22 protein-coding genes, 2 pseudogenes and 1 riboswitch are annotated in these 25,703 nt (G+C 71.6%); of the genes and pseudogenes, 19 read left to right on the top strand and 5 right to left on the bottom strand.

Going from position 1 to position 25,703, the window contains the following annotated elements; genetic code table 11:
- Positions 1 to 157 precede the first annotated feature (157 nt).
- From OHO27_RS37485 to OHO27_RS37530, 10 genes are all read left to right on the top strand, one after another.
- A complete protein-coding gene (locus OHO27_RS37485; protein WP_328429378.1) occupies positions 158 to 889 on the top strand; it encodes a hypothetical protein in 732 nt (243 codons plus the stop codon).
- 193 nt (positions 890 to 1,082) lie between these two features.
- Positions 1,083 to 1,754, top strand: a complete 672-nt coding sequence (locus OHO27_RS37490) for a sigma-70 family RNA polymerase sigma factor (protein WP_443059733.1) — start codon at positions 1,083 to 1,085, stop codon at positions 1,752 to 1,754.
- A 112-nt stretch (positions 1,755 to 1,866) separates the two neighbouring features.
- A complete protein-coding gene (locus OHO27_RS37495; RefSeq protein WP_328429379.1) occupies positions 1,867 to 2,931 on the top strand; it encodes an ABC transporter substrate-binding protein in 1,065 nt (354 codons plus the stop codon).
- A 2-nt stretch (positions 2,932 to 2,933) separates the two neighbouring features.
- Complete coding sequence (locus OHO27_RS37500; RefSeq protein ID WP_328429380.1) at positions 2,934 to 4,001, top strand: FecCD family ABC transporter permease; 1,068 nt, start codon at positions 2,934 to 2,936, stop codon at positions 3,999 to 4,001.
- Complete coding sequence (locus OHO27_RS37505) at positions 3,998 to 4,858, top strand: ABC transporter ATP-binding protein (protein WP_328429381.1); 861 nt, start codon at positions 3,998 to 4,000, stop codon at positions 4,856 to 4,858. Before OHO27_RS37500 ends, OHO27_RS37505 begins: the two co-directional genes overlap by 4 nt.
- Before the next feature lie 29 nt (positions 4,859 to 4,887).
- Positions 4,888 to 5,106, top strand: a complete 219-nt coding sequence (locus tag OHO27_RS37510) for a hypothetical protein (RefSeq protein ID WP_328429382.1) — start codon at positions 4,888 to 4,890, stop codon at positions 5,104 to 5,106.
- A 116-nt stretch (positions 5,107 to 5,222) separates the two neighbouring features.
- Entirely contained in the window at positions 5,223 to 6,575 is a 1,353-nt protein-coding gene (locus tag OHO27_RS37515) for an MFS transporter (RefSeq protein WP_328429383.1), read from the top strand.
- Positions 6,576 to 6,588: 13 nt separating this feature from the next.
- Positions 6,589 to 8,415, top strand: a complete 1,827-nt coding sequence (gene asnB, locus OHO27_RS37520) for an asparagine synthase (glutamine-hydrolyzing) (RefSeq protein WP_328429384.1) — start codon at positions 6,589 to 6,591, stop codon at positions 8,413 to 8,415.
- Positions 8,416 to 8,427: 12 nt separating this feature from the next.
- Complete coding sequence (locus OHO27_RS37525) at positions 8,428 to 9,690, top strand: cytochrome P450 family protein (protein ID WP_328429385.1); 1,263 nt, start codon at positions 8,428 to 8,430, stop codon at positions 9,688 to 9,690.
- A gap of 102 nt (positions 9,691 to 9,792) precedes the next feature.
- The gene (locus OHO27_RS37530) at positions 9,793 to 10,764 is read left to right on the top strand and encodes an isocyanide synthase family protein (protein ID WP_328430665.1); all 972 of its coding nucleotides are present in this window, start codon (positions 9,793 to 9,795) and stop codon (positions 10,762 to 10,764) included.
- Here OHO27_RS37530 and OHO27_RS37535 read toward each other — a convergent pair.
- From OHO27_RS37535 to OHO27_RS37545, 3 genes are read right to left on the bottom strand one after another with little or no spacing between them, the layout of a single operon-like run.
- Positions 10,734 to 11,732 (bottom strand): ABC transporter substrate-binding protein, encoded by a 999-nt coding sequence (locus tag OHO27_RS37535; RefSeq protein ID WP_328429386.1) that lies wholly within the window; start codon positions 11,730 to 11,732, stop codon positions 10,734 to 10,736. The genes OHO27_RS37530 and OHO27_RS37535 overlap by 31 nt on opposite strands.
- A gap of 6 nt (positions 11,733 to 11,738) precedes the next feature.
- A complete protein-coding gene (locus OHO27_RS37540) occupies positions 11,739 to 12,524 on the bottom strand; it encodes an ABC transporter ATP-binding protein (protein WP_328429387.1) in 786 nt (261 codons plus the stop codon).
- A gap of 2 nt (positions 12,525 to 12,526) precedes the next feature.
- Positions 12,527 to 13,606, bottom strand: coding sequence for a FecCD family ABC transporter permease (locus OHO27_RS37545; protein WP_328429388.1), 1,080 nt, complete (start codon positions 13,604 to 13,606; stop codon positions 12,527 to 12,529).
- A gap of 338 nt (positions 13,607 to 13,944) precedes the next feature.
- Between OHO27_RS37545 and OHO27_RS37550 the strand changes: the two genes are divergently transcribed.
- From OHO27_RS37550 to OHO27_RS37590, 9 genes and pseudogenes are all read left to right on the top strand, one after another.
- Positions 13,945 to 14,673, top strand: coding sequence for an ankyrin repeat domain-containing protein (locus OHO27_RS37550; protein WP_328429389.1), 729 nt, complete (start codon positions 13,945 to 13,947; stop codon positions 14,671 to 14,673).
- A 208-nt stretch (positions 14,674 to 14,881) separates the two neighbouring features.
- Positions 14,882 to 16,279, top strand: coding sequence for an FAD-binding oxidoreductase (locus OHO27_RS37555; protein WP_328429390.1), 1,398 nt, complete (start codon positions 14,882 to 14,884; stop codon positions 16,277 to 16,279).
- A gap of 114 nt (positions 16,280 to 16,393) precedes the next feature.
- Complete coding sequence (locus tag OHO27_RS37560; RefSeq protein ID WP_328429391.1) at positions 16,394 to 17,860, top strand: cytochrome P450; 1,467 nt, start codon at positions 16,394 to 16,396, stop codon at positions 17,858 to 17,860.
- Positions 17,861 to 18,059: 199 nt separating this feature from the next.
- Positions 18,060 to 19,538 carry an MFS transporter gene (locus tag OHO27_RS37565; RefSeq protein WP_328430666.1) on the top strand — a complete coding sequence of 493 codons (1,479 nt, stop codon included), beginning with the start codon at positions 18,060 to 18,062 and terminating at the stop codon, positions 19,536 to 19,538.
- A 58-nt stretch (positions 19,539 to 19,596) separates the two neighbouring features.
- The gene (locus OHO27_RS37570; RefSeq protein ID WP_328429392.1) at positions 19,597 to 20,790 is read left to right on the top strand and encodes an esterase-like activity of phytase family protein; all 1,194 of its coding nucleotides are present in this window, start codon (positions 19,597 to 19,599) and stop codon (positions 20,788 to 20,790) included.
- A gap of 132 nt (positions 20,791 to 20,922) precedes the next feature.
- Complete coding sequence (locus tag OHO27_RS37575; RefSeq protein WP_328429393.1) at positions 20,923 to 21,114, top strand: hypothetical protein; 192 nt, start codon at positions 20,923 to 20,925, stop codon at positions 21,112 to 21,114.
- 134 nt (positions 21,115 to 21,248) lie between these two features.
- On the top strand, positions 21,249 to 21,440 hold the full coding sequence (tgmA, locus tag OHO27_RS37580; protein WP_328429394.1) for a putative ATP-grasp-modified RiPP: 192 nt from the start codon (positions 21,249 to 21,251) through the stop codon (positions 21,438 to 21,440).
- A gap of 13 nt (positions 21,441 to 21,453) precedes the next feature.
- Positions 21,454 to 22,409 (top strand): annotated as a pseudogene (tgmB, locus tag OHO27_RS37585) (ATP-grasp ribosomal peptide maturase).
- 159 nt (positions 22,410 to 22,568) lie between these two features.
- Positions 22,569 to 22,763 (top strand): annotated as a pseudogene (locus tag OHO27_RS37590) (LacI family DNA-binding transcriptional regulator); the annotation flags it as partial.
- A gap of 36 nt (positions 22,764 to 22,799) precedes the next feature.
- Here the strand turns inward: OHO27_RS37590 and OHO27_RS37595 are convergent.
- On the bottom strand, positions 22,800 to 24,218 hold the full coding sequence (locus tag OHO27_RS37595) for a C40 family peptidase (protein ID WP_328429395.1): 1,419 nt from the start codon (positions 24,216 to 24,218) through the stop codon (positions 22,800 to 22,802).
- Positions 24,219 to 24,274: 56 nt separating this feature from the next.
- A riboswitch (cyclic di-AMP (ydaO/yuaA leader) is annotated at positions 24,275 to 24,452 on the bottom strand.
- A gap of 142 nt (positions 24,453 to 24,594) precedes the next feature.
- A complete protein-coding gene (locus OHO27_RS37600; protein ID WP_328429396.1) occupies positions 24,595 to 25,653 on the bottom strand; it encodes an NAD-dependent epimerase/dehydratase family protein in 1,059 nt (352 codons plus the stop codon).
- Positions 25,654 to 25,703 lie beyond the last annotated feature (50 nt).

The raw sequence follows: 25,703 nt of genomic DNA on the forward strand, positions 1-25,703 counted from the left end.
CGGAGCCGGCACACTTCCACCTGTCGGTCTGAGCGCGCGCCCAGTTCCCTCTTCGTGACGTGTCCTGTATCACTCTTCTGGGCTTGAGTGCGGGATGGGGGTCTTGTGCGTACCCACCCGTGACGAGTGGGCCCCGGATGCGAGGATGAGGGCCGTCATGACTGCTGGGTGGTGTGTGCGCGCGATTCGGGCCGCGGTGTTCGCGTCCGTCTGCGTGCTGCTCGCTGCCCTCGGCCACGTGCTCATGTCGGGCGCCGCAGTCCCGTGGTGGACCCTGGCCGCCGGTGCCGCCGTCACGGGCGTCACGGGCTGGGGCCTGGCGGGCCGGGAGCGGGGACTCCCGCTGGTCGTGTCCGTCGTGGTCGTCGCCCAGGGCGGGCTGCACGCGGCCTTCGAGTTCGCGCAGTCCTCCGCCGGCGTCGGGCCGGGCATGGGTGCCATGGGCTCCATGTCAGGCTCCATGTCCGCGCACACCGGCTCCATGGACCACACGTCGACGGCTTCCATGGGCTCCATGTCCACAGACCACATGGCCACGGCCCATATGGGCGCTGGCCACACGGGCATGAGCCATATGGACCCGGGCCACATGGGGATGGGCCACGACATGGCCGGCACCTCCTCGCTCGCCATGTTCGCCGCCCACACCCTCGCCGCGCTGCTGTGCGGCCTGTGGCTGGGGCACGGTGAGCGTGCCGCGTTCCGCATCCTGCGGGCCGTCGCCGGATGGCTGGCCGCCCCGCTGCGGCTGTCGTTCGCTCTGCCCCTGCCGCCGCACCGCCCGCGTCTGCGTCCGCGGCGCGGCCGTTCCGAGCGGGCGCCGCGGCTGCTTCCGCTCGTCCACACGATCACCTCTCGGGGGCCTCCGGCGGGGATCGCTGTCGTCTGAGACAGCCGGTTCCCCGAGGCCGTACGGACACGGACGTCGACGCGTCGACGCCGACCGTGCCTCGGGCCTCGGCCGTACCTGCCGTACGGCCGTGTCCCCTGCATCCCCGGACTCCTTGGGCGGCGACGCCGTAGCGCTCGCCGTCATCGTGTCGGCCGCCGTGCCGGAGTCCGGAACAACGAGAAGGACTCAGGTGATCACTCCTGCCCTGCCCTCCTCACGCGCGACCCGCGTGAGCCAGACGACGGCAGCAAAAGGCTCCAGAACGGCGTCCTGCGACGAGTCGACGACCGCATGGGCGCTGGCCGCCCGCGGCGGTGACCCGGATGCCACCGACCGTTTCGTACGCTCGCTGCACCGTGACGTCGTGCGGTACGTGGCGCATCTGTCCGCCGATCCGCAGGCCGCCGACGACCTGGCCCAGGACACGTTCCTGCGCGCGCTCGGCAGTCTGCACCGGTTCGAGGGCCGTTCCTCGGCGCGCGCATGGCTGCTGTCCATCGCGCGTCGCGCGGTCATCGACAGCCACCGGTACGCCGCCGCCCGGCCGCGGCTGTGCGACACCGACGACTGGACGCTGGTGGCGGAACGCGCCCAGCCGACCGGCCTGCCGGGCTTCGACGACGGCATCGCGCTGCTCGACCTGCTGGACGGGCTGCCCGACGAGCGCCGCGAGGCGTTCGTCCTGACCCAGATGGTGGGCCTGCCCTACGCGGAGGCGGCCGATATGAGCGACTGCCCCGTCGGGACGGTCCGCTCGCGCGTGGCACGTGCCCGGGCGACTCTCGTCGAGCAACTGACCGAGGCCGAGGCCGAGGCCGAGGACGCCGTAGTCGTCGCCGAACCGGCCGTCGTGGCCGCGTGACCGGCTGCCCGGTGTCGGTTCCCCCTGCCGGGAACTGACACCGGGTTCGCCCCGACTACTGGATCGGGCGGCGGAGTTCCGCCCGTGCATCTAGTGGATCTGGGGAGTTTCGATGCGTTCTCGTGTGGGGCGGGCTACGACGGCCGCGGTGGTCGGCGGCCTACTGGCGGCGGGCTGTGGCGGCGGGAGCGGCGACACGGCGAGTTCTGCCGCCGGGAAGGACGACTCCGCGGGCTACCCGGTCACCGTCACCGACTGCACGGGCGCCAAGACCACTTTCGGTTCGGCCCCGAAGAACATTGTCACCAGCAACGCCTCCAGCCTGGAACTGCTGCTGCGGCTGGGCGCCGGGGACAAGGTGATCGGCACCGGCTTCCCGCCCGGCAAAGGCACGTTGCCCGGTGAGCTGGACGCGCGGGCGCAGCAGGTGAAGGTGCTGAGCGACACCGTCATCCCCAAGGAGAAACTCCTCGGCTCCGGCGCCGACCTGTACATCGACACCTTCGCCTCGATGAACATGGGCGCAGGCATGGGGGACGCGCCGACCGAGGAGGAGTTCGGGGCTGCCGGCATCAAGCACACCTTCCTGAAGTCCACGGCGTGCGCCGCCATGAGCAAGAGCCCGGTCACCGACCTGTCCGCCGTCGAGGACGACATCACCTCCCTCGGAGCCGTCACCGGGACGCGCGCGAAGGCCAGGGAACTCGTCGACGGGATGAAGACGAAGGTGAACGCCGTCCGCAAGGCGGTGGGCGGCACCCCCGAGGGCGAGCGGCCGACCTATTTCTTCTTCGACTACGACGCCGGCACCAAGCAGCCCATGGCCGTCTGCAACCGTCAGATCGCCAACGCGGTCATCACCCTCGCCGGGGCCCGCAACGTCTTCGCCGACTGCGACGGCGACTACAAGCAGGTCGGCTGGGAGGACGTGATCGCCAGGAACCCGGACTGGATCCACCTCGGCGTGCGCAACCGGGGGAGCGAAGCCGCGAACAGGAAGGCCTTCGACGAGGCACGCAAGTGGCTGGAGTCGAACTCCGCCACCAAGGGCCTGAACGCCGTCGAGGAGGGGCACTTCCTGCGCATCGGCTCCGAGCAGACCACCATCGCCGGGGTCGAGAACGCCGACACCGTCGAGGAGATCGCGAAGACCCTGTACCCGGGCAAGGTCGGCTGACCGTGACGTCCTTGCTGTCGCGGCGCGAGACGGCTCCGCAGACCCGAACGGTGCCCGTCGGGCCGCTGGCGTCGGTGCTCTGCGTCGTGCTCCTGGCCGCGCTGACGGCCGCTGTGGCCTGGGGTTCGACGTCCGTCCCGCCCGCAGAGGCGTGGAGTGTGGTGTGGCACCGGCTGTCCGGCGAGGCGCCGCGTCCCGGCACGAACGACCTGATCGTCTGGCAACTCCGCGTACCGCGCGCCCTGTTGGCGGCCCTCGTCGGCGCCGGGCTCGGTCTCGTCGGTACGGCAGTGCAGGCGCTGGTACGCAACCCGCTGGCCGATCCGTACCTCCTGGGCATCTCCAACGGTGCCTCCCTCGGTGCCGTCGCCGCGATCGTGCTCGGTCTCGGGGCCGGCGGCGCGCTGGGACTCGGGCTGTCCGGGGCGGCCTTCGCGGGAGCCCTGGCCACCTTCGCGCTCGTGTGGGCCGTGGCCCGCAGGGGCGGTGGGTTCGCGCCGCTGCGGCTGGTGCTGGCCGGGGTGGCGATCGGGCAGTTCCTGTCGGGATTCACCAGTTACCTCGTGCTCCAGGCCGGCGACGAGCAGCAGACCCACAGCGTGCTGTTCTGGCTCATGGGCAGCCTCAGCGGAGCGAACTGGGATCTGCTGGCCGTACCGGCGGTCGCGGTACCGGCCGGGTGGCTGTGCCTCCAGGCGCGCGCCCGGGGCCTGAACGCCCTCCTGATGGGCGACGAGACCGCGGCCGGGCTCGGCATCGACGTCACCCGGCTGCGGCGCGAGCTGTTCACGGTGACCAGCGTGCTCACCGGTGTCCTGGTGGCCGTCTCGGGCGCGATCGCCTTCGTCGCGCTGATGGTGCCGCACGTGTGCCGCCTGGTCATCGGCGGGGACCACCGCCGCCTGCTGCCCGTCTCGGCACTGTTCGGGGCGCTGCTGCTGGTCGTGGTCGACATCGCCTGCCGTACGGTCATGGACACCCAGGAGCTGCCGGTCGGCGTGGTCACCTCGCTGATCGGAGCTCCGGCACTGCTGTATCTGCTGGACCGGCGCCTGGGGAGCGGCAGTTGAGGATCGACATCGAGAACCTGCAGGTCGCGTACGCCGGCCGTACGGTCGTCGCCGGTGCCCGACTCATCGCGGCGGAGGGCGAGATCACCGGCCTCGTCGGGCCGAACGGCAGCGGCAAGTCCACGCTCCTGCGCACCGTCTACCGGCATCTGAAGCCGGCCGCAGGACGGGTCCTGCTGTCCGGCACAGACCTGCGCCGGCTGACCCCCGCCGAGACGGCCCGCCATGTCGCGGCTCTCCCGCAGGAGCGGGGCGGCGACTTCGAGCTGACCGTCCGCGAGGTCGTCGCCATGGGCCGTACGCCCTACAAGCGGGCCTTCGCCGGGGAGGACACCACCGACCGGGACGTCGTCGCCCGCGCACTCGCCGACGTCGGCATGGAGCACCACACCGGGCGCCGGTTCACCGAACTGTCCGGCGGGGAACGCCAACGCGTCCTGCTGGCACGGGCGTTCGCCCAGCAGCCGGACGTCCTGGTCCTGGACGAGCCCACCAACCACCTCGACATCCGCCACCAGGTGGAACTGCTCGCCCTGCTGCGGACCGGGCGCCGTACGACCCTGGTCTCGCTGCACGACCTCAACGCCGCCGCCTCCGTCTGCCACCGGCTGCACGTGCTGCACGACGGGCAGGTCGTCGCGTCCGGCCCGCCCCGCGAGGTGCTGCAACCAGCCCTGCTGGCCGAGGTGTTCGGCGTACGGGCGACCGTCGTGGACCACCCGCTGACCGGCGATCCGCTGATCGCCTTCGATCACCGGGCTCCCGCGGACGCGTCGGACGGGCACAACAGCAGGGAAGTCCCCTTGTCGGCCCCGAGCGGCGTCTCGGGGGCTGGTCCCGGGCGGTCACACCGGTGAGCGCCCACGATCGCGAAAGGTCACGAACTATGAGCGACATCGAGGGCATTGCCGGCCTGGACCCGGTGGCCACCTTCTGCGGCGACTGCGACTGCGGCTGCCCGCAACTCTTCGTCGACCCCGCCGCCCCGGCCGAGCGCCGGGTGATCCTCACGGACGACTTCGGGCAGCGGGTGCAGATGAGCGCGGACCAGTTCTCGTCGCTGGTCGCGGAGGCCAAGTCCGGCAAGCTGGACGGTCTCACGTAGATCTCATTCCGCATTTCATCATATTTCCGGCCATGCTCGGGAACTCGGTGCCGGGCCGTCCCGACCTCTGGAACGAGGCTGCTGACCGCAGTCGATCGTGAGGGGGAGGGGCGCGAGTGAAGGACCGCTGGGTTCTCGTGGCCGTGGCGGGCGCGCTGGCGTTCGTGGCGATGCTCGACATGAACATCGTCAACGTGGCGCTGGCCGACATCGCCGAGGGCCTGCACGTCTCGGCCGCCACGGCACAGTGGGCGGCGCTGGGCTACCAACTCCCGGTCGTCGCCCTGCTGTTGCCGGTCGGCCGGTGGCTGGACGGCGCGGGCACGCGGCCCGCGCTGCTGGCGGCCACCGTCGGGTTCGCGCTGTGCAGCGCCCTGGCCGCGCTGTCTCCCTGGGCGGCCTGGCTGATCGCGGCACGGATCGGCCAGGGCGCCTGCGGGGCGGTGCTGTTCGTGCTGATGCCGGTACTGGCGATCCGTGCCGTACGGCCCGAAGCGCGCGCCCGTGCCATGAGCGTGCCCGCGACCCTCGGCCCGCTCGGCGCCGTGACCGGCCCCGCGGTGGGCGGGCTGCTGCTGGACCACCTGGGCTGGCGCTGGGTCTTCCTGGTGAAGATCCCGTTCTGTCTGCTGGCGTTGATCGTGGCCTGGAAGGCGATGCCCAAGGACGGGGCATTGCGCGTACCCGATCGACGGGCGCCGGCCGACGCGCTCGCGGTGGCCGGTGGGCTGGCCGCCCTGCTGCTCACCCTGACAGCGGGGTCCGCGCAGCCGCGGTGGTTCCTGCTCGCGGCTGCCGCCGTACCGCCGCTGTGGTGGTGGCTGCGCGGACCGGGCGGCCGTCCGGTGACGGGCGTCCTGCGGGCGGCGGGACTGTTCCGGGCGCACGGCGCGGTGCTGACACTGGCAGCCGGGTTCGCCGCCACGCACTACGTCGTCGCCCTGCACCTCCAGCGGGACGACGGCGTCAGCGCCACCGCCACCGGGCTGACCGTGCTCGCCTTCCCGCTCGGCATGGCACTGGCCGGGCCCCTGGGCGGACGGCTCGCCGACCGGTACGGCCTGCGACGGGTCGCGGTCACCGGCGCTTCCCTCACCGCGGCAGGGCTCCTGCTGCTGATCCCGCTCGGCGACGGCTGGTCCCCGCCCGAGGTGGCGTGGCGGCTGGCGCTGGCCGGCGTAGGCATGGGCCTCAACGGCGGCCCGACCCAGGCCCTGGTCATGGGCGCCGCCCCGGCGGAGCGCACCGCGACCGTCGGCTCGACGGTGCAGGTCGCCCGCAGCCTCGGCTTCACCCTAGGCCCGGCCCTGGCCACCGCCGCCTGGGCCCTCGCCGGCTCCGGCGACGGGGCGAGGGCCGGGCTGGCCCTCGCCGCCGTGGCCGCCTGTCTCGCCGTCCCCCTCCTCGCCCTCCCCGGCCGACGGAGCGCCGCCGAGCCCGAGCGCACCACCGACACCGTCTCGACCTGATCCAGGAGTCCCCATGTGCGGAATCACCGGCTGGGTGTCCTTTCACCAGGACGCCCGCAGCCAGGCCCCGGTCATCGAGGCCATGACCGCCGAGCTCACCCGGCGCGGCCCCGACGCCGGGGGCGCGTGGCTGGGCGAGCGTGCCGCGATCGGCCACCGCCGCCTGGCGGTCATCGACCTCGAAGGCGGTGTGCAGCCGATGACCGACCGGCCGGACGAGCCGACGGCCGTGCTGAGTCACAGCGGCGAGATCTACAACCACCACGCCTTGCGAGCCGAACTCCGAGGCCGCGGGCACGTGTTCCGCACCCGCAGCGACACCGAGGTCGTGCTGCGCGCCTACGCCGAGTGGGGCGAGGCCGTGGCCGACCACCTGGACGGCATGTTCGCGTTCGCCGTCTGGGACGAGCACGCCGAGCGGCTGCTCCTCGTCCGCGACCGGCTCGGCGTGAAACCGCTGTACTGGGCCGCCGTCGACGGAGGCCTGGCCTTCGCCTCCGAGCCCAAGGCGCTCTTCCGGCACCCCGGGATACGGCCCCGGGTGGACGCGGACGGGCTGCGGGAGGCGTACAGCCTGCTGTTCAACACCGGGCCGACGGTGTGGTCCGGCGTACGGGAGGTCGAGCCGGGCGGGCTGCTCGTCCTGGACCGGGACGGCATCCGCGAACGCCGCTACTGGCAGTTGGAAGCCGGTGCCCACGAGGACGACCAGGACGTCACCGTGGACCGGATCAGCAGCCTCGTCGGAGCGGCCGCCCGCAGCCAGTTGGAGGCCGACGTCCCCCTGTGCAGCCTGCTCTCCGGCGGCATCGACTCCACCGTGCTGACCGCCCTGCTCGCCGACGAACTCCGTCTGCGTGAGGGGCCCGACGCCCGCATCCGCTCCTACGCCGTCGACTACAGCGACCAGGCCGAGCAGTTCACCGGCGACGTCCTGCGCACCGGCCACGACACCCCGTACGCCATCGAGGCCGGCGCGTTCATCGGTACCGACCACAGCACGGTCGTACTCGACCCGCTTGCGCTGCTCGACCTCGAGCACCGCAAGGCCGTGGTCGTCGCCCGTGACTCGCCGATCGGCGTCGGCGACATGGACACCTCGCTGTACCTGCTGTTCGGGGAGATCCGGCGGCACTCCACCGTCGCCCTGTCCGGCGAGGCCGCCGACGAGGTCTTCGGCGGCTACCCCTGGTTCCACAACCCCAAGGCACTCGCCGCCGCCACGTTCCCCTGGCTGCTGGTCACCGGCGACGAGGCCGCCATGCCGCTCAACCCCGAACTCGGCCTGCGCATCGGCGAGTTCCGCGACGACACCTACCGTGACGCCCTGGCCGCCGTCCCGCACCTCGACGGTGAGACCCCCACCGAGCACCGGCAACGCGAGATGCAGCACCTGTCCCTGACCCGCTGGCTGCGCCAGCTCCTGCACCGCAAGGACCGGTTGAGCATGGCCCAGGGACTGGAGGTCCGCGTCCCCTACTGCGACCACCGGCTCGTCCAGTACGCCTTCGACGCGCCCTGGGCGCTGAAGAGCTTCGACGGCCGGGAGAAGAGCCTGCTGCGCGCCGCCGGAGCGGGGCGGGCTCCCGACTCGGTGCTGCGGCGTCCCAAGAACCACTACCCGGCCACGCACCACCCCGACTACAACCGCGGACTGCAGGAGCTGGCCCGCGACGCCCTGTCCCTGGAACAGGTCCGGGCGCTGGCCGACGAGACCCGCATCAAGCCCTGTCTCGACACCCCGCCCGAGCAGCTGGAGTGGGGCCACCGCCTCCGCCTCGAACGCGTCGTCGACCTCGCCCTCTGGCTGGACCACCACCAGCCCGAACTCGCCCTCTGAGGAGCCACATCCATGACCATCCAGGAGCCCCTTCCGGCCGTGGACGCACAGCCACTCGCCGACCCGGTCCCGCTGACGGGGTGCCCGTACAAGGCCGACCCCTATCCGTTGTACGAGCGGATGCGCGAGGCCGGGCCGGTCCACCGGGTCCTCTTCCCCAGCGGCGTCCAGGCCTGGCTCGTCACCGGATACGACGCCGCGCACGCCGCCCTGAACGACGACCGGCTGGGCAAGAACCACGACCGGGGCAACGACCGCTGGCGGGCCCGCGCCTCGATCATGCCCGAGCCGCAGCACTCGCAGCTCCAGGTCCACCTGCTCCACCAGGACCCGCCCAAGCACACCCACATGCGGCACTTCGTGACGGACGCCTTCACACCGCGCAGGGTCGAGCAACTCCGGCCCCGCCTCCAGGAGTTGGCAGACGCGCTCGTCGACGCGCTCCCGGCGGCCGGGCCCACCGACCTCGTGGCCGGCTTCGCCGCTCACTTCCCCTTCCGGGTCCTCGCCGAAGTCGTCGGACTGCCCGCGGAGTCGGCCGCGCGATTCGACCGCGACTGGGGCAAGGTCGTCCAGCCGGTGGGGCCGACGGACCCGGGGCGGCCGCTGTACGAAGCCCGGCTGCAGGGGTTGCAGAGCTACATCGCCGAGGTCGTCACCCACAAGCGGGAACACGCGGACGACGACCTGCTCAGCCGCCTCGTCGCGGCCCGTGACCAGGGAGAACTCTCCCAGGAAGAGCTGGACTCGATGATCTTCCAGCTGCTCGTCGCCGGCCAGGAACCGGTCACGAACCAGATCACGACGGCCCTGATCGCCCTGTTCCGTCACCCGGACCAGCTCGCCCGGCTGCGCGACGACCCCGCCCTCATGCCTCGCGCGGTCGAGGAACTCCTGCGCCACGACAGCGCCTTCGAGCTGACCACCTGGCGCTTCTTCGACCAGGACAGCGAGCTGCACGGCTCCGAGATCCCGGCCGGCGACTCCGTGATCGTCTCCCTGTGCGCGGCCAACCGCGATCCGCGCCGCTTCGACGACCCCGACGCACTCGACCTGGACCGCTCACCCAACCCCCACCTCGCCTTCGGCCACGGCATCCACTTCTGCCCCGGCGCCGCCCTCGCCCGCGCCGAACTCCAGATCGCCCTGGGCACCCTGCTGCGACGCCTGCCCGGACTGCACCTCGCCATCGACGACGACGACATCGAGTGGATCCCGGCCGTCCTGGGCCGCGGCACGAACCGCCTGCCTGCCGGCTACGACCGACGGCTGTGAAGCCGGTCTCCGGCTGAGCCGAGCCCACCCAACGACAGCGCCTCACCCGCCGAGGCGCAATGCCGCCATGCCCGCATGCCCGCACGTCCCCGGAGGAACGACATGCCGCTGATGACCGCTCCGGACACAGCGCCCACGACCATCGGCGCCGAGATCCTGAACCTGCTCCTGCCGCACCACCGTACGACCGACCCGAGCCGCGCCTCGGCCGAGGCCTTCCCGCATCAACAGCAACGGATCACCGACTTCGTCCGGGAGGGCGCCCCCGTCGTCCTCACCCTGCCCGGCTTCCCGTGCAAGTCGCCCAACCCCGCCAAGACCCTGGGCCACCTCCCCGACATGGGCGAACGCCTGTCCCTCACCTTCCTCGACTCACTGTGCAGCGAGATCGAGAGGATCCACCCACCCGGCGCCCGCGTCGTCATCTGCTCCGACGGCCACGTCTTCGGCGACCTGATCCGCGTGCCCGACGACCGGATCGACGCGTACTCCGACGAACTGAGCGCGCTCATCGGCCAGTTGAACCTGACGCACCTCTCCGTCTTCGACCTGCGCGACGTCCTCGGCGACCTCCCCCACGACGCCAAACGCGCCCACGTCGACGACCGTTACGCCCCCACCCTGGACGCCCTGCGCGCCGAGGTCCGCACCGACGCCCCCGCCCTTGCGCTCTACCGCGGCATCACCCGTTTCCTCGTCGACGACACCGCCGACTTCACCGGCACCCGGTCCGCCCTCCAGCGAGAGTGCCGGAAGCGGGCGTACGGCGTCATCCAGCGCAGCCGGGCCTGGGGCGAGCTGATCGCCGAGCACCACGCGCGTGCCGTGCGGCTGTCGATCCACCCCCAGCCGGCCGGCGCCCCCAAGTTCGGCATCCGCCTCCTCGACGCCCCCGACGCCTGGACCACCCCCTGGCACTCCGCCGCCCTGCGCGAGCACGACGGCACCTGGACCCTGATGCCGCGGGCCCGGGCCCAGCGGCTCGGCCGCCTGGTCCACCGCGACGGCAGACCGAGCCACTTCGAACGGTCACGGGAGGACGGTCAGCGCTCCTCGGCCACCTTGCGCAGATAGGTGCCGAGCCGGTCGATGGCCGACGGATTGCGGGGGCTCTCGACCAGGTCGACGTAGTCGAGGACGAAGATCCTCTTGTGCCTGACGGCGGAGACGTTGCGCAGAGGCGCGTAGGACAGCAGGAACTCCTTCTTCTGCTCGGCACTGACGTTTCCGTAGTCGCAGATCACGATGACGTCCGGGTTGCGCTCCACGACGCTCTCCCAGCCCACGGTGGTCCAGGAGTCCTGGAGGTCGTGCATGACGTTGACGCCGCCGGCCTCGCTGATGATCTGCTCCGGGGCGGCGTAGCGGCCGGAGGTGAACGGCTGGTCCTGCCCGCTGTCGTACAGGAACACCGTCGGCCGGTCGGCAGCCTCGGGTGCCTTCGCCCGCACGCCGGCGATCTGCTTCTTGAAGTCGGCGATCAGCGTGGCGGCCCGCTTCTCGACGCCGAACAGCTTCCCGAGGTTGGCCAGGTCGGCGTACAGGGCGTCCAGGGGCGGCATGATGCCGCGCGCGGTCTCCGAACGGCCGTTGTGGCAGGACTCCGTGAGGACGTACGACGGAATGCCGAGCTTCTTCAGGGCGTCGGGGGTGAAGCCGCCGTCCTCACGGAAGCCGTAGTTCCAGCCGGCGAAGACGAGGTCGGCGCGCGCGTCGACGACGTTCTCCTTGGTGAGCTGGTCCTTGGAGAGCCACGTGACCTTGTCGTAGCCGTCCTTCCACGGCACGGAGCTCAGATCGCCCTTGTCGTCGGGCATGGCGAACCCGGCCATGCGGTCCTCCAGGCCGAGGGCGAACATCAGCTCGGTGATGCCGACGTCGTTGGTGACGACGCGCTCGGGGACCTTGTCGAAGGTGACCTTGCGGCCGCAGTTGGTGAGAGTGACGGCGGTGGTTTTCGCGTCAGTGGACGACTTGACGTTCGCACCGCAACCGGTGGCGGCGGCCGCGAGGCAGAGGGCCGCGGCGAGCAACTTGCGCATGGGGTCCTAACTGGGGTTCACAGGGTCACTTGACGGCTGGAGGAGATCGAAGAGGAGCTGGAGCGTGCCCGTCTCCGGGTGCCGCACCTGATGGGCGCGCACCCCGAACACGTCGGCGAGCAGGTCAGGCCGGAGCACGTCGTGCGGAGGCCCGCAGGCCACGATCCGGCCGCCGTCGATGACGTACAGCACGTCGCAGTGCGCGGCGGCCAGGTTGAGGTCGTGCAGCGCGGCGAGGACGGTGAGGCCGCTGCCGCGCACCAGCGCGAGCACGTCCAACTGGTGGGCGATGTCCAGGTGGTTGGTGGGTTCGTCGAGGACCAGGATCCGCGGCTGCTGGGCGAGTGCGCGGGCGATCAGGACGCGCTGCTTCTCGCCGCCGGACAGGGTGAGGACCCCCCGGTCGGCGAGATGCGTCACGCCCGTGCGGGTCATGGCCTCGTCGCACAGGGCGTGGTCCTGCGCGGCCGTGCGGTTCCGGTGCGGCAGGCGTCCCATCGCCACGACTTCGGCAACGGTGAAGTCGAACTCGGCGGACGACTCCTGCGGCAGCGCCGCCAGTTCCCGGGCGGCGGCCCGCGGGTCCATGGCGTGCAGGTCGGCCCCGTCGAGGCGGACGACTCCCCGGGCCGGGCGCAACGCCCGGTACACGCAGCGCAGCAGCGACGACTTGCCGCTGCCGTTGGGGCCGACGAGCCCGACGAACGCACCGCTGTCCGCGGCGAGCCGGACCTCCTCGACGATCCTGATCCCGGCCGCCTCGACTGTCACGTCCTCGATGTCGAGCCTCATCGTCACCGGCCTCCGAACGCGTAGCCGCCCCGCCGCATCAGCAGCAGGAAGGCGGGGACCCCGACCACCGCGGTGATCACGCCGACGGGCAGTTCGGCGGGGGCGAGCAGCAGCCGTGACAGCAGGTCCGCCCACACCAGCAGCACGGCTCCGGCGAGCGGCGCCACAGCCAGCACCCGCCGGTGATCGGCGCCGACCAGCATCCGTACGACATGCGGCACCATCAGCCCGACGAACCCGATGGCGCCGCTGACCGCGACCACCGTGCCGGTCACGGCCGCGGTGACGAGGAACAACTCCCTGCGCAGCCGGGCCGGTCGGACGCCGAGGGCGGCGGACGTCTCGTCCCCCATCGCCAGGGCGTTGAGCGCCTCGGCCCGCAGGCGCAGCCACGCCCACCCGGCCGCCACGGTCAGCGCGGCCAGCGGCACCTGGGCCCAGGTCGCGCCGCCCAGGCTTCCCAGCAGCCACATCATCGCCGAGCGGGCCGCCTCGCCCCGGGCCGCGCCGAACACCATGACGGTGGTGACGGCTTCGAAGCCGTACGCCAAGGCCGTTCCGGTCAGGATCAGCCGCAGCGGCGTGAGCCCGTGCGGCGACCGGGCCACGGCGTACACCAGCGCCATCGCCGCGAGCGCCGACGCGAAGGCGGACAGGGACAGTGCCCAGACCCCGAGCCCCGCGAACGCGCCGAGCAGGATCACGGCGTTGGCGCCCACCGCGGCGCCGGAGGAGATGCCCAGCACGAACGGGTCGGCGAGCGCGTTGCGCACCATCGCCTGCACGGCCACGCCGACGGCCGCGAGCCCGGCCCCGACGACCGCGCCGAGCACGACCCGCGGCAGCCGGATCTCCCAGACGATCGTGTACGCGGCGACGTCCTGGCTGTCGATGGTCCCGCCGGTCAGCCCGGCCCCGAGCAGCCGCAGGACGTCGCCCCATCCGATCCCGGCGGCTCCGAGTGCCACACCGCACAGGAGCGAGACGAGCAGGAGCAGGACCAGACCGGGGACGAGGGACACCACGGGCAGCCGTGACGGACCGGATCTCGGTATCGGTGTCCGGGGCAGACTTCTGTGCACGCGCGGGCGGTCCTTCGCCTGGGGCCGCCTGTGAACGTCGAGCAGGGAGGCAGCCCGTACGACCGTGCCGGCCGCGCGGTCCCCTCTCGCAGTCCGCGGCGAGCAGTAAACGGGTCGCACCCACCACGGGCGATCGGGCTCGCGCGAAGGACCGCACAGGTCCCCGCGCACACCGTTGCGGGTCAGCGCCGGACTCTCACCGGACTTCCCCCGCGGGAGGCCCGGGGAGCGTAACAGAGGGATGTTCGGGGGCTGCGGGGCAGGGGCCGCCGCGCGGTGCCGCCGGAGGTGCTGTCAGTGGGCCGTGTTATGCAGGTGGGGACCTGGGAGGTGACTCGATGTTGATCGATACGACCGCTCCGCTGGCCCGTGCCTGCGTCGAAGCGATCCGGACCGGAAACGTGGCGGCGTTGCAGGACCTGCTCACCGCGCATCCGGGACTGGCGACCGCGCGGGTGGGCAACATGAAGAGCACGCGGACCCTGCTGCACGTCGCCACCGACTGGCCCGGCCACGTGCCGGGCGGTCCCGGCACGGTGGCCGCACTGGTCCACGCGGGCGCGGACGTCAACGCCCGGTTCACCGGCGCACACCGCGAGACCCCGCTGCACTGGGCGGCCAGCAGCGACGACGTGCCCGTCCTGGACGCCCTCCTCGACCTGGGCGCGGACATCGAGGCGGACGGCGGGGTCATCGGCGACGGCACGCCGCTGGCGGACGCGGTGGCCTTCGGGCAGTGGCGGAGCGCACGGCGGCTGGTGGCACGCGGCGCCCGCGCCAATCTGTGGCAGGCCGCCGCCCTCGGCGAAGCCGACCTTGTAGCCGCGTGCTTCACATCCGAGTCGTCCGAGCCGCCGACCGCGCAGGACGTCACCGCCGCCTTGTGGTGCGCCTGTCATGGCGGGCAGCAGCCGATGGCCGACTACCTGCTGCGACGCGGCGGTGACGTCAACTGGATCGGCTACGACCGGCTGACCGCGCTGGACGCCGCCGAGCGCTCGCGCCACCCCACGCTGGCCGGGTGGCTGCGCGATCAAGGGGCGAGGTCCGCCGAGGAGTTGGCCTGACACCGGGCGGACGAGGAAACCTACGCCTGCCGCCGACGTGCGGCCGTCCAGGGCTGGGTGAAGACTGGGATATGGCGGGGCCGCTGTGCCCGGCCGACATCGACACGAGGTGCGAACGGACCCGCGCACCACGCCCCCGCTACCCGCCCGGACGTCAGGCGCCGTCATCCGTCCGCGACTCACCGTAGCCACACAGAGGGGTCCGGTCATGGGCGGCATCAACGGAACGGCACTCGAAGGTCTGCGTGAGGCAGTGCGGGGGCCCGTCATCACGGAGCAGGACCCGGGCTACGACGCGGCCCGCAGTATCTACAACGCCATGATCGACCGGCGCCCCGCGGCGTTCGCGCAGTGCGTGGACGTGGCGGACGTGCGGGCCGTGCTCTCCTTCGCCAGGGAGACCGGGGTCGATCTCGCGGTGAAGGGCGGCGGGCACAGCGGACCGGGTCTGTGCCTGGTCGACGACGCGCTCGTCCTCGACCTGTCGGCCATGCGCGGGGTGCGCGTCGACCCCGCCGCGAGGACCGCACAGGTCGCCGGCGGCGCGCAGCTGGGCGACCTGGACCACGCCGCCCACACCTTCGGCCTGGGCGTGCCCGCCGGCATCATCTCGATGACGGGCGTGGGCGGCCTCACCCTCGGCGGCGGCCACGGCTACCTCACCCGCAGGTACGGGCTGACCATCGACAGCCTCCAGTCCGCCGACGTCGTCCTCGCCGACGGAACGTTCGTCACCGCCTCCGAGGAGGAGCACCCGGACCTCTTCTGGGCGCTGCGGGGCGGCGGAGGAAACTTCGGCGTCGTCACGTCGTTCAATTTCCGCCTGCACCCGGTGGACACGGTCGGGGTCGCGGTGACGGTGTGGCCGGTCGACCGCACACCGGAAGTGCTGCGCTGGTACCGCGAGTTCCTGCCCGCGGCGCCGCAGGACCTGTACGGCTTCTTCAGCGTCTTCGTCATACCGCCCGGACCGCCGTTCCCCGATCCGATCCACGGGCAGAAGATGTGCGGCGTCGTCTGGTGCTACACCGGCGACCTCCAGGGCGACCGCCTGGAGCAGACCCTGACCGCGGTGAACGAGCCGGCGCCGCCCGCCTTCCACTTCACCACGCCCATGCCCTACCCCGCCCTGCAGGGCATGTTCGACGAGCTGATCCCCAAGGGGTACCAGTGGTACTGGCGCGGCGACTTCTTCGACTCGATCTCCGACGCAGCGATCGAGGTGCACCACAAGTACGGTGAGAACATCCCGACCGCGCTGTCGCTGATGCACCTGTATCCCGTGGACGCGGCGGCCCACGAGGTCGGCCCCGACGACACGGCCTGGGCCTACCGGGACGCCGTCTGGTCCGGAGTGATCGCCGGCATCGACCCGGACCCCGCCAACGCCGACCTGATCCGGCAGTGGAGCGTCGACTACTGGACCGACCTGCACCCGCACTCCATGGGCGGCTCCTACGTCAACTTCATCGGCGAGGCCGAGAGCACGGACCGCGTCCGGGCCACCTACCGCGGCCACTTCGACCGCCTTGCCGCGACCAAGCACACCTACGATCCGGACAACTTCTTCCACGCCAACCAGAACATCCCGCCGACGAGCGGCTGACGTCCGCCGCCCCCGTCGTGCACCTGTGAGGGACCGCTGCGGTAGGGTCCCGAGCGTTGTCGGCTACTGGCTGGTAGTACGCCGGTGCGGGGAGTGGCGGAGGGCGGCAGAACAATGGAATCCCAGGTGGGCGAGAGCGGATCCGTGGACGTCGACGGCACTCGCCTGGAGGAGATGACGCCCGAACCGCTGCTGACCCGCGACTACGAGACACGCCCCTCGCTCGTGTACGAGCGCCTGAGGCAGCAGCACGGGCCCGTCGCCCCGGTCGACCTGCTGGGTGTGCCCGCATGGCTCGTCCTCGGCTACCGCGAGGCGCTCCAGGTGCTCCAGGACGACGACGGCTGGCCGAAGGGGCTGGAGCGATGGCGGGCCCGCACCGACGGCGAAGTGCCCGCCGACTGGCCGCTCGGACCGTCCCTGGAGGTCAACCACGTACTGATCCAGGGTGGCCCCGGGCATCCGCCGCTGCGCACGGCGTGGGACGCGGCGCTCAAGCCGTTCCAGGGCCCCGGCCACCCGCAGGCCAAGCGCCTGAAGGCGGCCGTCACCGCCTACGCCGACGACCTGATCACCTTGGTCGGGCAGGGCGGCGGCACGGGCGTGGCGGACCTGTCCGCGCAGTTCTCCCGGCCGCTGCCGCTGATGGTGGCCAGCCATCTGCTCGGCTTCCCCGGTTCCCAGGGCGACGACGCCCTCATGGACATGTGGCGGGTCCTCGACGCGGGCCCGGACGCGGAGCCCGCCCTGGAGCGGCTGCTCGCCACGCTCGCCGAACTGGGGGCCGCGAAACTCAGGGAGCCGGGGGACGACTTCCCCTCCTATCTGCTGGCCGCGCATCCCGCACTGTCGCTCGACGAGCTGGCCCGTGAGCTGTTCATGCTGCTCGGCATGACCTCCGACCACGTCGGCATCCTCATGTCCAACACGGTGGTCGAGGTCATCTCCTCGGACGGCGACCGCGACGGCGGCGTGCGCGCCAGCCTGTCCGCCGGGATGATCAGGGAGACCATGAACCGGGTGGTCATGCGCAAGCCGCCGCTGGTGAACTTCGTGCCGCGCTTCGCCGCCGAGGACACCGCGCTCGGCAATTACACGATCCGCGCGGGCGACCCGGTGTGGGTCTCCTCCGCCGCCGCACACGCCGACCCGCTCTTCGCCGACCATGTGGCGCAGGGAAGCACGATCAGCACCCGGGCGCACCTGTCCTGGGGCGCGGGCCGCCGCCAGTGCCCGGCCCGGGAGCTGGCGTCGACGGTCGCGGCGGTCGGCGTCGGCCGGCTGTTCGAGCGGTTCTCCCATCTGGACCTCGCCCTGCCGGCCGACCAACTCCCGTGGCGCTCCTCACCGTTCATGCGCGGCCTGCGCTCGCTGCCCGTACGGTACGAACTCGCTTCGCCGCCCGAACGGCCCTCGGGGCCGGAGCGAGGGCCGGCACAGCCGACGGCATCGGGGACGGGACCGGACATGGCACTCGACAGGGCACCGGAAACGGCCGACGCGGTGCTGCCGGACCGGTCGGCACGGCAGCGCTCGTCGCTGTGGCGCTATCTGACCGGCCTGATCCGCGGCGCGCGCTGACCCTGCGCATGCCGCGGTGGCCCGGCCCCGCCCCGTGATCGACTGGAGGCCCGTCCGGCGGCGGCGTACGGTCGAATGGTGGCGGGAACGAGCCACCGAACCCCCGTCACGGCGCGATGCCATGAGCAATCCCGAGCCGACACCCGAAGCACGGACCACCCCGCAGGAGACGGAGCGGAGCGAGGGCCGTGGCAGCGGCATGGCGCTGCTGGTCATCGCCTCGTGCCAGCTGATGGTGGTGCTCGACATCACCATCGTGAACATCGCCCTGCCGCAGATCCAGCGCTCGCTCGACTTCTCCACGACGAGCCTGTCCTGGGTGGTCAACGCCTACACGCTCACCTTCGGCGGACTGCTCCTGCTCGGCGGCAGGATGGGCGACATCCTCGGCAGACGACGGGTGTTCGTCTTCGGCGTGCTGCTCTTCGTCCTCGCCTCGCTGCTCGGCGGACTGTCCCAGAACTCCTGGCAACTCCTCGCCGCCCGCGCCCTGCAGGGCGTCGGCGGCGCCATCGCGTCCCCGACCTCCCTCGCCCTGATCAGCACCACCTTCCGTGAAGGGCCCGCACGCAACAGGGCGTTCGGTGTCTTCGCCGCGGTGTCGGCGGGCGGCGGCGCGATCGGGCTGCTGGCGGGCGGCATGCTCGTCGAGTGGCTCAACTGGCGCTGGGTGCTGTTCGTCAACGTGCCCATCGGGCTGCTGATCGTGCTCGCCACCCCGCGCTGGATCCGGGAGTCCGAACGTCACCCCGGGCACTTCGACATCGCCGGGGCGCTGACCTCCACCATCGGCATGGTGCTGCTGGTCTATGGGTTCATCCGGGCCGCGCAGGACGGCTGGCGGGACGCGTTCACCCTGGCCGCGTTCGGGGCGGCCGTCGTCTTCCTGCTGTTGTTCGTCCTGGTCGAGCAGCGCTCCAGACAGCCCATCACGCCGCTGCACATGTTCGCCGACCGCAACCGGGCGGGCACGTACGGCATGATGCTGAGCCTTGCCGCCGCGATCTTCGGCATGTTCTTCTTCCTCACGCTCTTCGTGCAGGACGTGCTCAACTTCAGCCCGCTCGAGGCCGGGCTGGCCTTCCTGCCGGTGAGCGCGGTCATCGCGGTGGGGGCGGGGATCGCCTCGCAGTTCCTGCCGAAGTACGGACCCAAGCCGTTCATGGTGACGGGCGCGATCCTGGCCGCCGCGGGCCTGGGCTGGCTGACCCTGACCGATGTCCACTCCACCTACGCGGGCAGCATTCTCGGCCCGATGCTCGTCTTCAGCCTCGGCATGGGCATGGAGTTCGTGTCCCTGACGCTGATGGCGCTGTCCAACGTGACCACCCAGGAGACGGGTGCAGCCTCCGGACTTCTCAACGCCACCCAGCAGGTCGGCGGCTCCCTGGGACTGTCCATCCTGGTCACGACGTTCGGTACGGCCAGCAACAACGAGGCCGAAAAGCAGATCCCCGCGTTCCTGTCCCAGGCGACCCCGTTGGAGCGTCTGCGCTTCGAACGCACCGGTCAGCTGCCGTCGCAGTATGCCGACGAGATCCTCACCTCGGGGGTCTCGGCCGCCTTCATCGTGGCCGCGATCTTCACAGCCATCGCCGCGGTGATCGCCCTGCTCGTCATCCAGGTCCGGCCCTCCGACCTGGAGCGGCTCCAGGGCGGAGGGACGCCGACGCCCTGAACCGGCAGGACGTCTGTCGTTGGCGCATCCGTCACCCGGTTCTCTTAGTGTGCGCGCCATGAGAAGAACTTCGATCATGGTCAGTGCCGCGGTGCTGACCGTCTCCCTCGCCTCTCCCGCCGTGGCCGACCGGGACGGACAGGAAATCGGCCGGGCCACGCTGACCGGCTACGCGTCGCTGCCGGCCGAGACGTTCGTGCCGGGCAGCGAGCCGTCCGGCTCGGCGATCGGGACCGGCCCCTTCAACGGGATCGCGGCGCCGTTCGCGCACCAGCCGGTGCAGGGCTTCAGCGGTGTCGTGAACCGGCGTGACGGCACATTCGACGTGCTCTCGGACAACGGGTACGGCAACAAGGCCAACAGCGCCGACTTCGTGCTCCGTGTCCACCGCATCAAGCCGGACACGCGGACCGGCAAGGTCAAGGTGCTCGGCGGGTTCAACCTGAGCGACCCCGACCGTCACGTGCCGTTCGCGCTCACGCGGGCCGACCGGGTGCTCACCGGCGCCGACTTCGACGTCGAGTCGATCGTGCGGATGCCGGACGGGACGTACTGGACGGGCGACGAGTTCGGCCCCTGGCTGCTGCACTTCTCCGCCCGTGGCCGCCTCCTGGAGGCCCCCATCGCCCTCGACGGGGTGAAGGCGCCGGAGAACCCCTACCTGAACGGCGCCGAGCCGAACATAGCGAGCAGCAAGGGCTTCGAGGGCATGGTCCGCTCCGTGGACGGCCGTCGCCTCTACCCGCTCCTCGAAGGCACGGTGACCGGCGACACCCCCGGCGACCTGCGCTTCAGCGAGTTCGACCTGCGTAAGCGCGGCTACACCGGAAAGCGCTTCGTCTACCGCCTGGAGTCGACCGCGAACGCCATCGGCGACGCCATCGCCGTCGACCGGCACCGCTTCCTGGTCATCGAGCGCGACGGGGGACAGGGCGACACCGCCCGGTTCAAGCGCATCTACCTCGCCGACACCCGTGACCGCAACGGCGACGGCCTGATGGACAAGACCCTCGTGGCCGATCTGCTGGACATCGCCAACCCCAAGGGGCTCGGCGGCTTCGGGAAGACCTTCCGCTTCCCGTTCCAGACGATCGAGGACGTGAACCTCGTCGACGACCGCACGCTGGCGGTCCTCAACGACAACAACTTCCCCTTCTCGTCCGGCCGTACGGCGGGCAAGGCGGACGACAACGAGTTCATCACCATCCGCCTCTCGGCCCCGCTCCACGCGGACCGGCGCGCCCTGCGCTGACGGCAGTGAGTCCGCCGGCCGGTCGGGCGGGTGGTCCGGGCACGCGCTCGACCAGGGCGTGCCGACCTGCCGGTCCTATGATCGGCCCGTGGACACAGCCGATCGCGGCGCCCAGCGCTTGCCAATCGCCCAGTGGAGGGCCTGGACATCGGCGTCGACGATCCGGACGCCGAGAATGGCTGCCGCTACCTGCTGGAGATCCCGGAGTCCCTCGCCGACTCGCTCGACGAGTTCATCCCGCTGATCGAGCACCAGCTGGATCAACTCGTCGAGGCGGCACCCCGGTTGCTGCGAGAACTGCGAGCTGGTGCGTCGAAGGCCTGACGGGTCGAGAGGCATTTGGGTTTCCTGTGAAGGGTGTGACTACGTTCACGCCGATGTGGCGGAAAGTGATGAATTCCTTACGCAAGCGGCGCGTAAGTGACGGTAATTCAAACAACACGCCACGGAGGTTTAAAGTGCAACCGTTCACCCTCAAGTACGCGTTTCCCAGAGGCATTTCCCTCGCGGTGACGCCGTATCACTTCGACCCGGCCCGGCAGCTGAACGTGCTGCCCGACGGGCGCCCGGCCGTCAGTGACCCGGACCTCCTGCTCGCGGTCGGCACGACGACGTCGACCGCGGGCTCCGCGACCCACTTCGACGACTGACGACCGTGCGCGCATGACCGTACTGATCCTGACGTCCGAGGAGGACGTGACAGCCGACATGGTGGTGGCCAGGCTGCACGGGACGGGGACGCCCGTGATGCGACTGGACCCCGCCGACCTGCCGGGCAAGGCCGTGCTGTCCGCCGACTACGCACACGGCGACTTCGACGGCCATCTGTCCGTCAACGGACACGTGCTCAGCATGGGGGCCTGCGCTCCATTTGGGTGCGCAGGCCCGGCGAACCCGCCGCACACGCCGCCCACCCCTCGGAGTGGCTGACCGCCGAGACCCGGCAGGCGCTGTACGGGATGCTCCACTCCGCCGCGGCACGGTGGATGAACCATCCGCGCAACGCCGACCAGGCACGCCTGAAACCCTGGCAGTTGAGGGTCGCCCACCTCAGCGGCTTCGCCGTGCCGCCGACGGTCTTCACCACTTCCCCCCGGCTGGCACGGGAGTTCGCCGAGGAGTACCGGGACGTGGTCGTGAAGTCCGCCTCCGGACCACCGCCCGGTAACCCCGCGCTGACCCTGCCCACCACCCTCGTCGGCCCCGACGCGGACTTCTCCGCCGTCGCGGCCGGCCCCGCGCTGCTCCAGCGGTACGTCGCCAAGCGGGCCGACATACGGCTGACCGCCGTCGGCAGCCGGGTGTTCGCCGCACGGAAGATCGCCGAACCCGGCCAGGTCGACGGACGCTACGGCGAGACCGGGCACGCCTGGGAGCCGGTCCCGGTCCCCGACCGCATCGGCAAGGCGGTGCACGAGTACGTCACCCTCGCCGGACTGGCGTACGCCGCCTTCGACTTCGCCGAGGACGAGGACGGCATCTGGTGGTTCCTGGAGTGCAACCAGAGCGGCCAGTTCGGCTTCGTCGAGCTGGAGACCGGGCAGCCGATCGCGGAGGAGGTGGCCCTGTGGCTGGCCCAGCGCAGGCCGGACCGCCGGGCGTCCGAGGGCCGTGGGTGAGTCGGGCGCCGGCCGTCGAGGGGCGGCCGGCGCCATGGCGTAGGCGGGCCCCATACGTATTCGGCGTGGGCGGGTCCCCAGGAGGTGACGAGGACGGCGTCGACGTCCTCGGCCTCGACCGACGGCGGCGCGGCCCGGGCTCGGCCGAGCTGCGTGCCTATCGAGTCGGGCCGCACGCTACTGGCCGAGCGTGACCAGGGCCTGCCCCTGCTGGTGCCGCGTCATGTCCGCCGTCGGCTACGACGACAGCCACCTCTCCCACCTGATGCTGGAGAAGCCGGAACTGGAGCCGCGCGAGGCGGTGTTGGCCCCAAGCTCGTGGTGCGGGGCACGAGCGGGCCGGCCCCACGGTCCCGTAACGGGGGCCGGGGCGAGCGGCCGAGCGGCGGCTCAGGCGGGCCGGATCACGCTGTGGATCGCCGACTCCCCGGCGTAGTAGATCGACTCCTCGCGTATGGAGGCTCCCGGGCCGGGGGCGTGGATCATCGTGCCGTTTCCGGAGCAGATGCCGACGTGGCCCACGTGGAACAGGACCAGGTCACCGGGCTCGGCGTAGGTGACGGCGATGCCACGGCCGGCGGTCGCCTGTTCCGGTGCGGTGCGGGGGAGGGCGATGCCCGCGGCCTTCCAGGCGGCCTGGGTGAGGCCGGCTCCGTCGTAGGCCTCCGGGCCCGTCGTGCCCCAGACGCAGGGCTTGCCGATCTGGGCGCGGGCGAAGTCCAGGGCGCGTAGGGCCCGGGTGTCCTGCGGGCCCGTCGACGTGAGGGCGACGCTCGGGTCGAGGGAGGGGTTCGTGTCGAGGGCCGGGGCGGCAGTGGTGGTTGCCGGACCTGTGGTTGCGGTCTGGCCCGTGGCGACGGCCTGGCTCGCGGTGACTGCCGGGAGTGGGTCGGTGAGCGGGTCCGGCGTGGTGGTCCAGGGCGTCGGCGCGGCCCAGGCCGTCGTGCCGGCCGGGACCGTGGTGAGGTCGGCCGGTCCCTGTGCCTGCAGTGCCTGCCATCGTGCGTCGGCCGAGGGCTGGACCTGGGGCGGCGTGGCAGCCCAGGTGTCGGTGACCGGCGCCGCCTCGATCGCCGCGAGCGGCGCGCTCTGCCGCGCGCTGTACTCGGAGAGCAGCGCGCGTGCCCGGTCGAGCTTGCGCTGGTTCTGCTCCTTGGTCGTGCGCAGCGCGGACCGCTCCCGCGGCTCGGCCGTGGGCTGGGCGGGCAGGGCCAGAGCGCTTGAGGTGGTCGTCCCCTGCGGCGCGTCCGAAGCGGCCGGAAGTGCGGCAACGGGCCCGGCGGTCAGCTCGGCCACGGCAGCCGTCCGGGTGGCCCCACCGGACGTCAGCTCGGCGACCGGCGCGGCGGGCAGCTCCAGGGCGGTACGGCCCGCCGACTCCCGCGCCTGATCGGGCCCGTTCGCCGGGCGCGCGGACCGCGTGCCGGCGGGATGGTCGGGCGTCCGGTCGGTCGGCAGCACTGCGGGAACGATCGGACCCACCTTCGCGCGGGCCGCGTCGAACCACTGCCGCGCGACGCTGTCGAGAGCGGGGTCGCTGCGCCTGCTGTCGTTGTCGCGGGGCGCGGCGGCGGGCCGGCGTGGGGTGTCCGTCGGCCGGTCGGTGCGCGCCCGTGGTCCCTGCCCCGCCGCGCGGGTGGCGTTGAAGGTCCCCGTGTCGGACTCGGCCTGGTCGTAGAGGGAGCTGACCCGCCGGCTGACCTCCTCGCGGCTCGGTGCCTCGTCCGCGGCCGAAGGGGCCGCGTTGGCCGTCTGGGCGAGCAGGGCCACCGAGGTGAGGGCTGCCGACGCGAGTGCGGAATTGCGCATGCCAGGGAGGCTCAGGGCCCCCGGACGCGCGGTGCGTTCCGGCGCCATGGGTGACGTACTCCTTCCGTACTCCGCCTACCGAGTTAGCTGACGGGTTCGGGCGGTCGCATCCGGAAGGTGTGCCCTACGGCCCTTGCCCCGAAGGGCCGTAGGGCCGATTCACCCCAAGTTCGGTTGGGTCCCCGGCTCCAGTGGACCCTTGCGGGCGCGCACCGGACTCGGCGGAGGCCGCGCGTCCCGGCGGGGTTCGCCGGAGGTCGTCGTGCGGTCCGATGCGTAACCTAACGAACTTGTGAGCCCCGCGTGAAGATTGACATGTGAAATGTCCGATACGTTTTTGTGACCTTCGACGCTCTGAGTGAGAAGGGGACCGGATTCACTTCGCGGCGCGTTGACTTCGCCACGCTTCGTAGTGTTCGAGGACCGTCTGCTCGACCGGGCGGTAGGTGATGCCCAGTTCGTTCACGCTGCGGCTGTTGTCCACCTGGAACCGGATGCCGAGGTGCTTGCGGATGTAGTCCTGGCTCAGCCCGAACGCCGGACCCAGGACGCGAACCGGCCAGTGCGGCAGCGCGGTGCGCGGGAGGCGCAGGTCACGGGGATGGCGGGCCCGGATGATGCGGGACATCTCGTGGAAGGACGTCATGGTCCGGGCGGCGAGGATGTAACGGCCCTTCGCCTCCGGGTTCCGGGCCGCCTCGATGTGCGCGTCGGCCACCTCGCGCACGTCCACCGTGGTGAAGCTGAAGTCGGGTGCGCCGTAGAAGAAGTAGCCCTTGAACAGTTCCTCCAGCAGGAAGAGGCTGCCGGACTCGGAGGTGGGGGTGAGGGAGGGGCCCAGGATCAGGCCGGGGTTGACCGACACCATCCGCCAGCGGCCCTGGGCGGCCTCCGCGTCCCACGCCGCGCGTTCCGCGACCGTCTTCGCGTAGTGGTACGGGTTGTTCTCCACCGTGCTGGTGGTGTTGAAGTAGCGCTCCGACAGCACCGCGTCGTCCATGGCCAGTACGTCGGCGTAGTCGCCGAAGATCGCACCCACGGTCGAGGTGAGGACGAGCCTTTCGACTGTGGGTGTCCGCTCGATGGCCGCCAGTACGTTGCGGGTGCCGAGCAGGGCCGGGTCGACTACGTCCCTGCGGCCGTCCTTGATCTTCTCCGGCATGAGGAACGGCGACGCCACATGGAACACCACCCCGCATCCGGTCATCGCCTCGTCGAAGGAGCCCTCGGCCGACAAGTCCGCCTCGAACAGGTGGAGGCGGCCCGGATGCGCCTGCTGCATCTCCGGCAGGGGCCGCACCTTCGCCGTGGCGGCCGTGCTGCGTACCGTGGCGTGCACGCGATCCCCGCGCTCCAGCAGCCGTTTGACCAGATGACTGCCGACGAACCCGCTGCCTCCGGTGACCAACACGGCCGTCGACCCGTCTGCGCCCACCGTCACTCCTTCTCCCGCGCGGAAGCCGGTCGATCACGGTAGCGGCGTTC

Origin of the sequence: Streptomyces sp. NBC_00443 (assembly GCF_036014175.1) — a bacterium.
Classification (GTDB): domain Bacteria; phylum Actinomycetota; class Actinomycetes; order Streptomycetales; family Streptomycetaceae; genus Streptomyces.

Coding starts and splice junctions, on each gene's coding strand:
- OHO27_RS37540 (WP_328429387.1), bottom strand. CDS start 12,524: ATGAGGCTCGACATCGAGGACGTGACAGTCGAGGCGGCCGGGATCAGG.
- OHO27_RS37565 (WP_328430666.1), top strand. CDS start 18,060: ATGGCGCTGCTGGTCATCGCCTCGTGCCAGCTGATGGTGGTGCTCGAC.
- OHO27_RS37495 (WP_328429379.1), top strand. CDS start 1,867: ATGCGTTCTCGTGTGGGGCGGGCTACGACGGCCGCGGTGGTCGGCGGC.
- OHO27_RS37550 (WP_328429389.1), top strand. CDS start 13,945: ATGTTGATCGATACGACCGCTCCGCTGGCCCGTGCCTGCGTCGAAGCG.
- OHO27_RS37570 (WP_328429392.1), top strand. CDS start 19,597: ATGAGAAGAACTTCGATCATGGTCAGTGCCGCGGTGCTGACCGTCTCC.
- OHO27_RS37530 (WP_328430665.1), top strand. CDS start 9,793: ATGCCGCTGATGACCGCTCCGGACACAGCGCCCACGACCATCGGCGCC.
- OHO27_RS37560 (WP_328429391.1), top strand. CDS start 16,394: ATGGAATCCCAGGTGGGCGAGAGCGGATCCGTGGACGTCGACGGCACT.
- OHO27_RS37525 (WP_328429385.1), top strand. CDS start 8,428: ATGACCATCCAGGAGCCCCTTCCGGCCGTGGACGCACAGCCACTCGCC.
- OHO27_RS37555 (WP_328429390.1), top strand. CDS start 14,882: ATGGGCGGCATCAACGGAACGGCACTCGAAGGTCTGCGTGAGGCAGTG.
- asnB (WP_328429384.1), top strand. CDS start 6,589: ATGTGCGGAATCACCGGCTGGGTGTCCTTTCACCAGGACGCCCGCAGC.
- OHO27_RS37595 (WP_328429395.1), bottom strand. CDS start 24,218: ATGCGCAATTCCGCACTCGCGTCGGCAGCCCTCACCTCGGTGGCCCTG.
- OHO27_RS37485 (WP_328429378.1), top strand. CDS start 158: ATGACTGCTGGGTGGTGTGTGCGCGCGATTCGGGCCGCGGTGTTCGCG.
- OHO27_RS37535 (WP_328429386.1), bottom strand. CDS start 11,732: ATGCGCAAGTTGCTCGCCGCGGCCCTCTGCCTCGCGGCCGCCGCCACC.
- OHO27_RS37510 (WP_328429382.1), top strand. CDS start 4,888: ATGAGCGACATCGAGGGCATTGCCGGCCTGGACCCGGTGGCCACCTTC.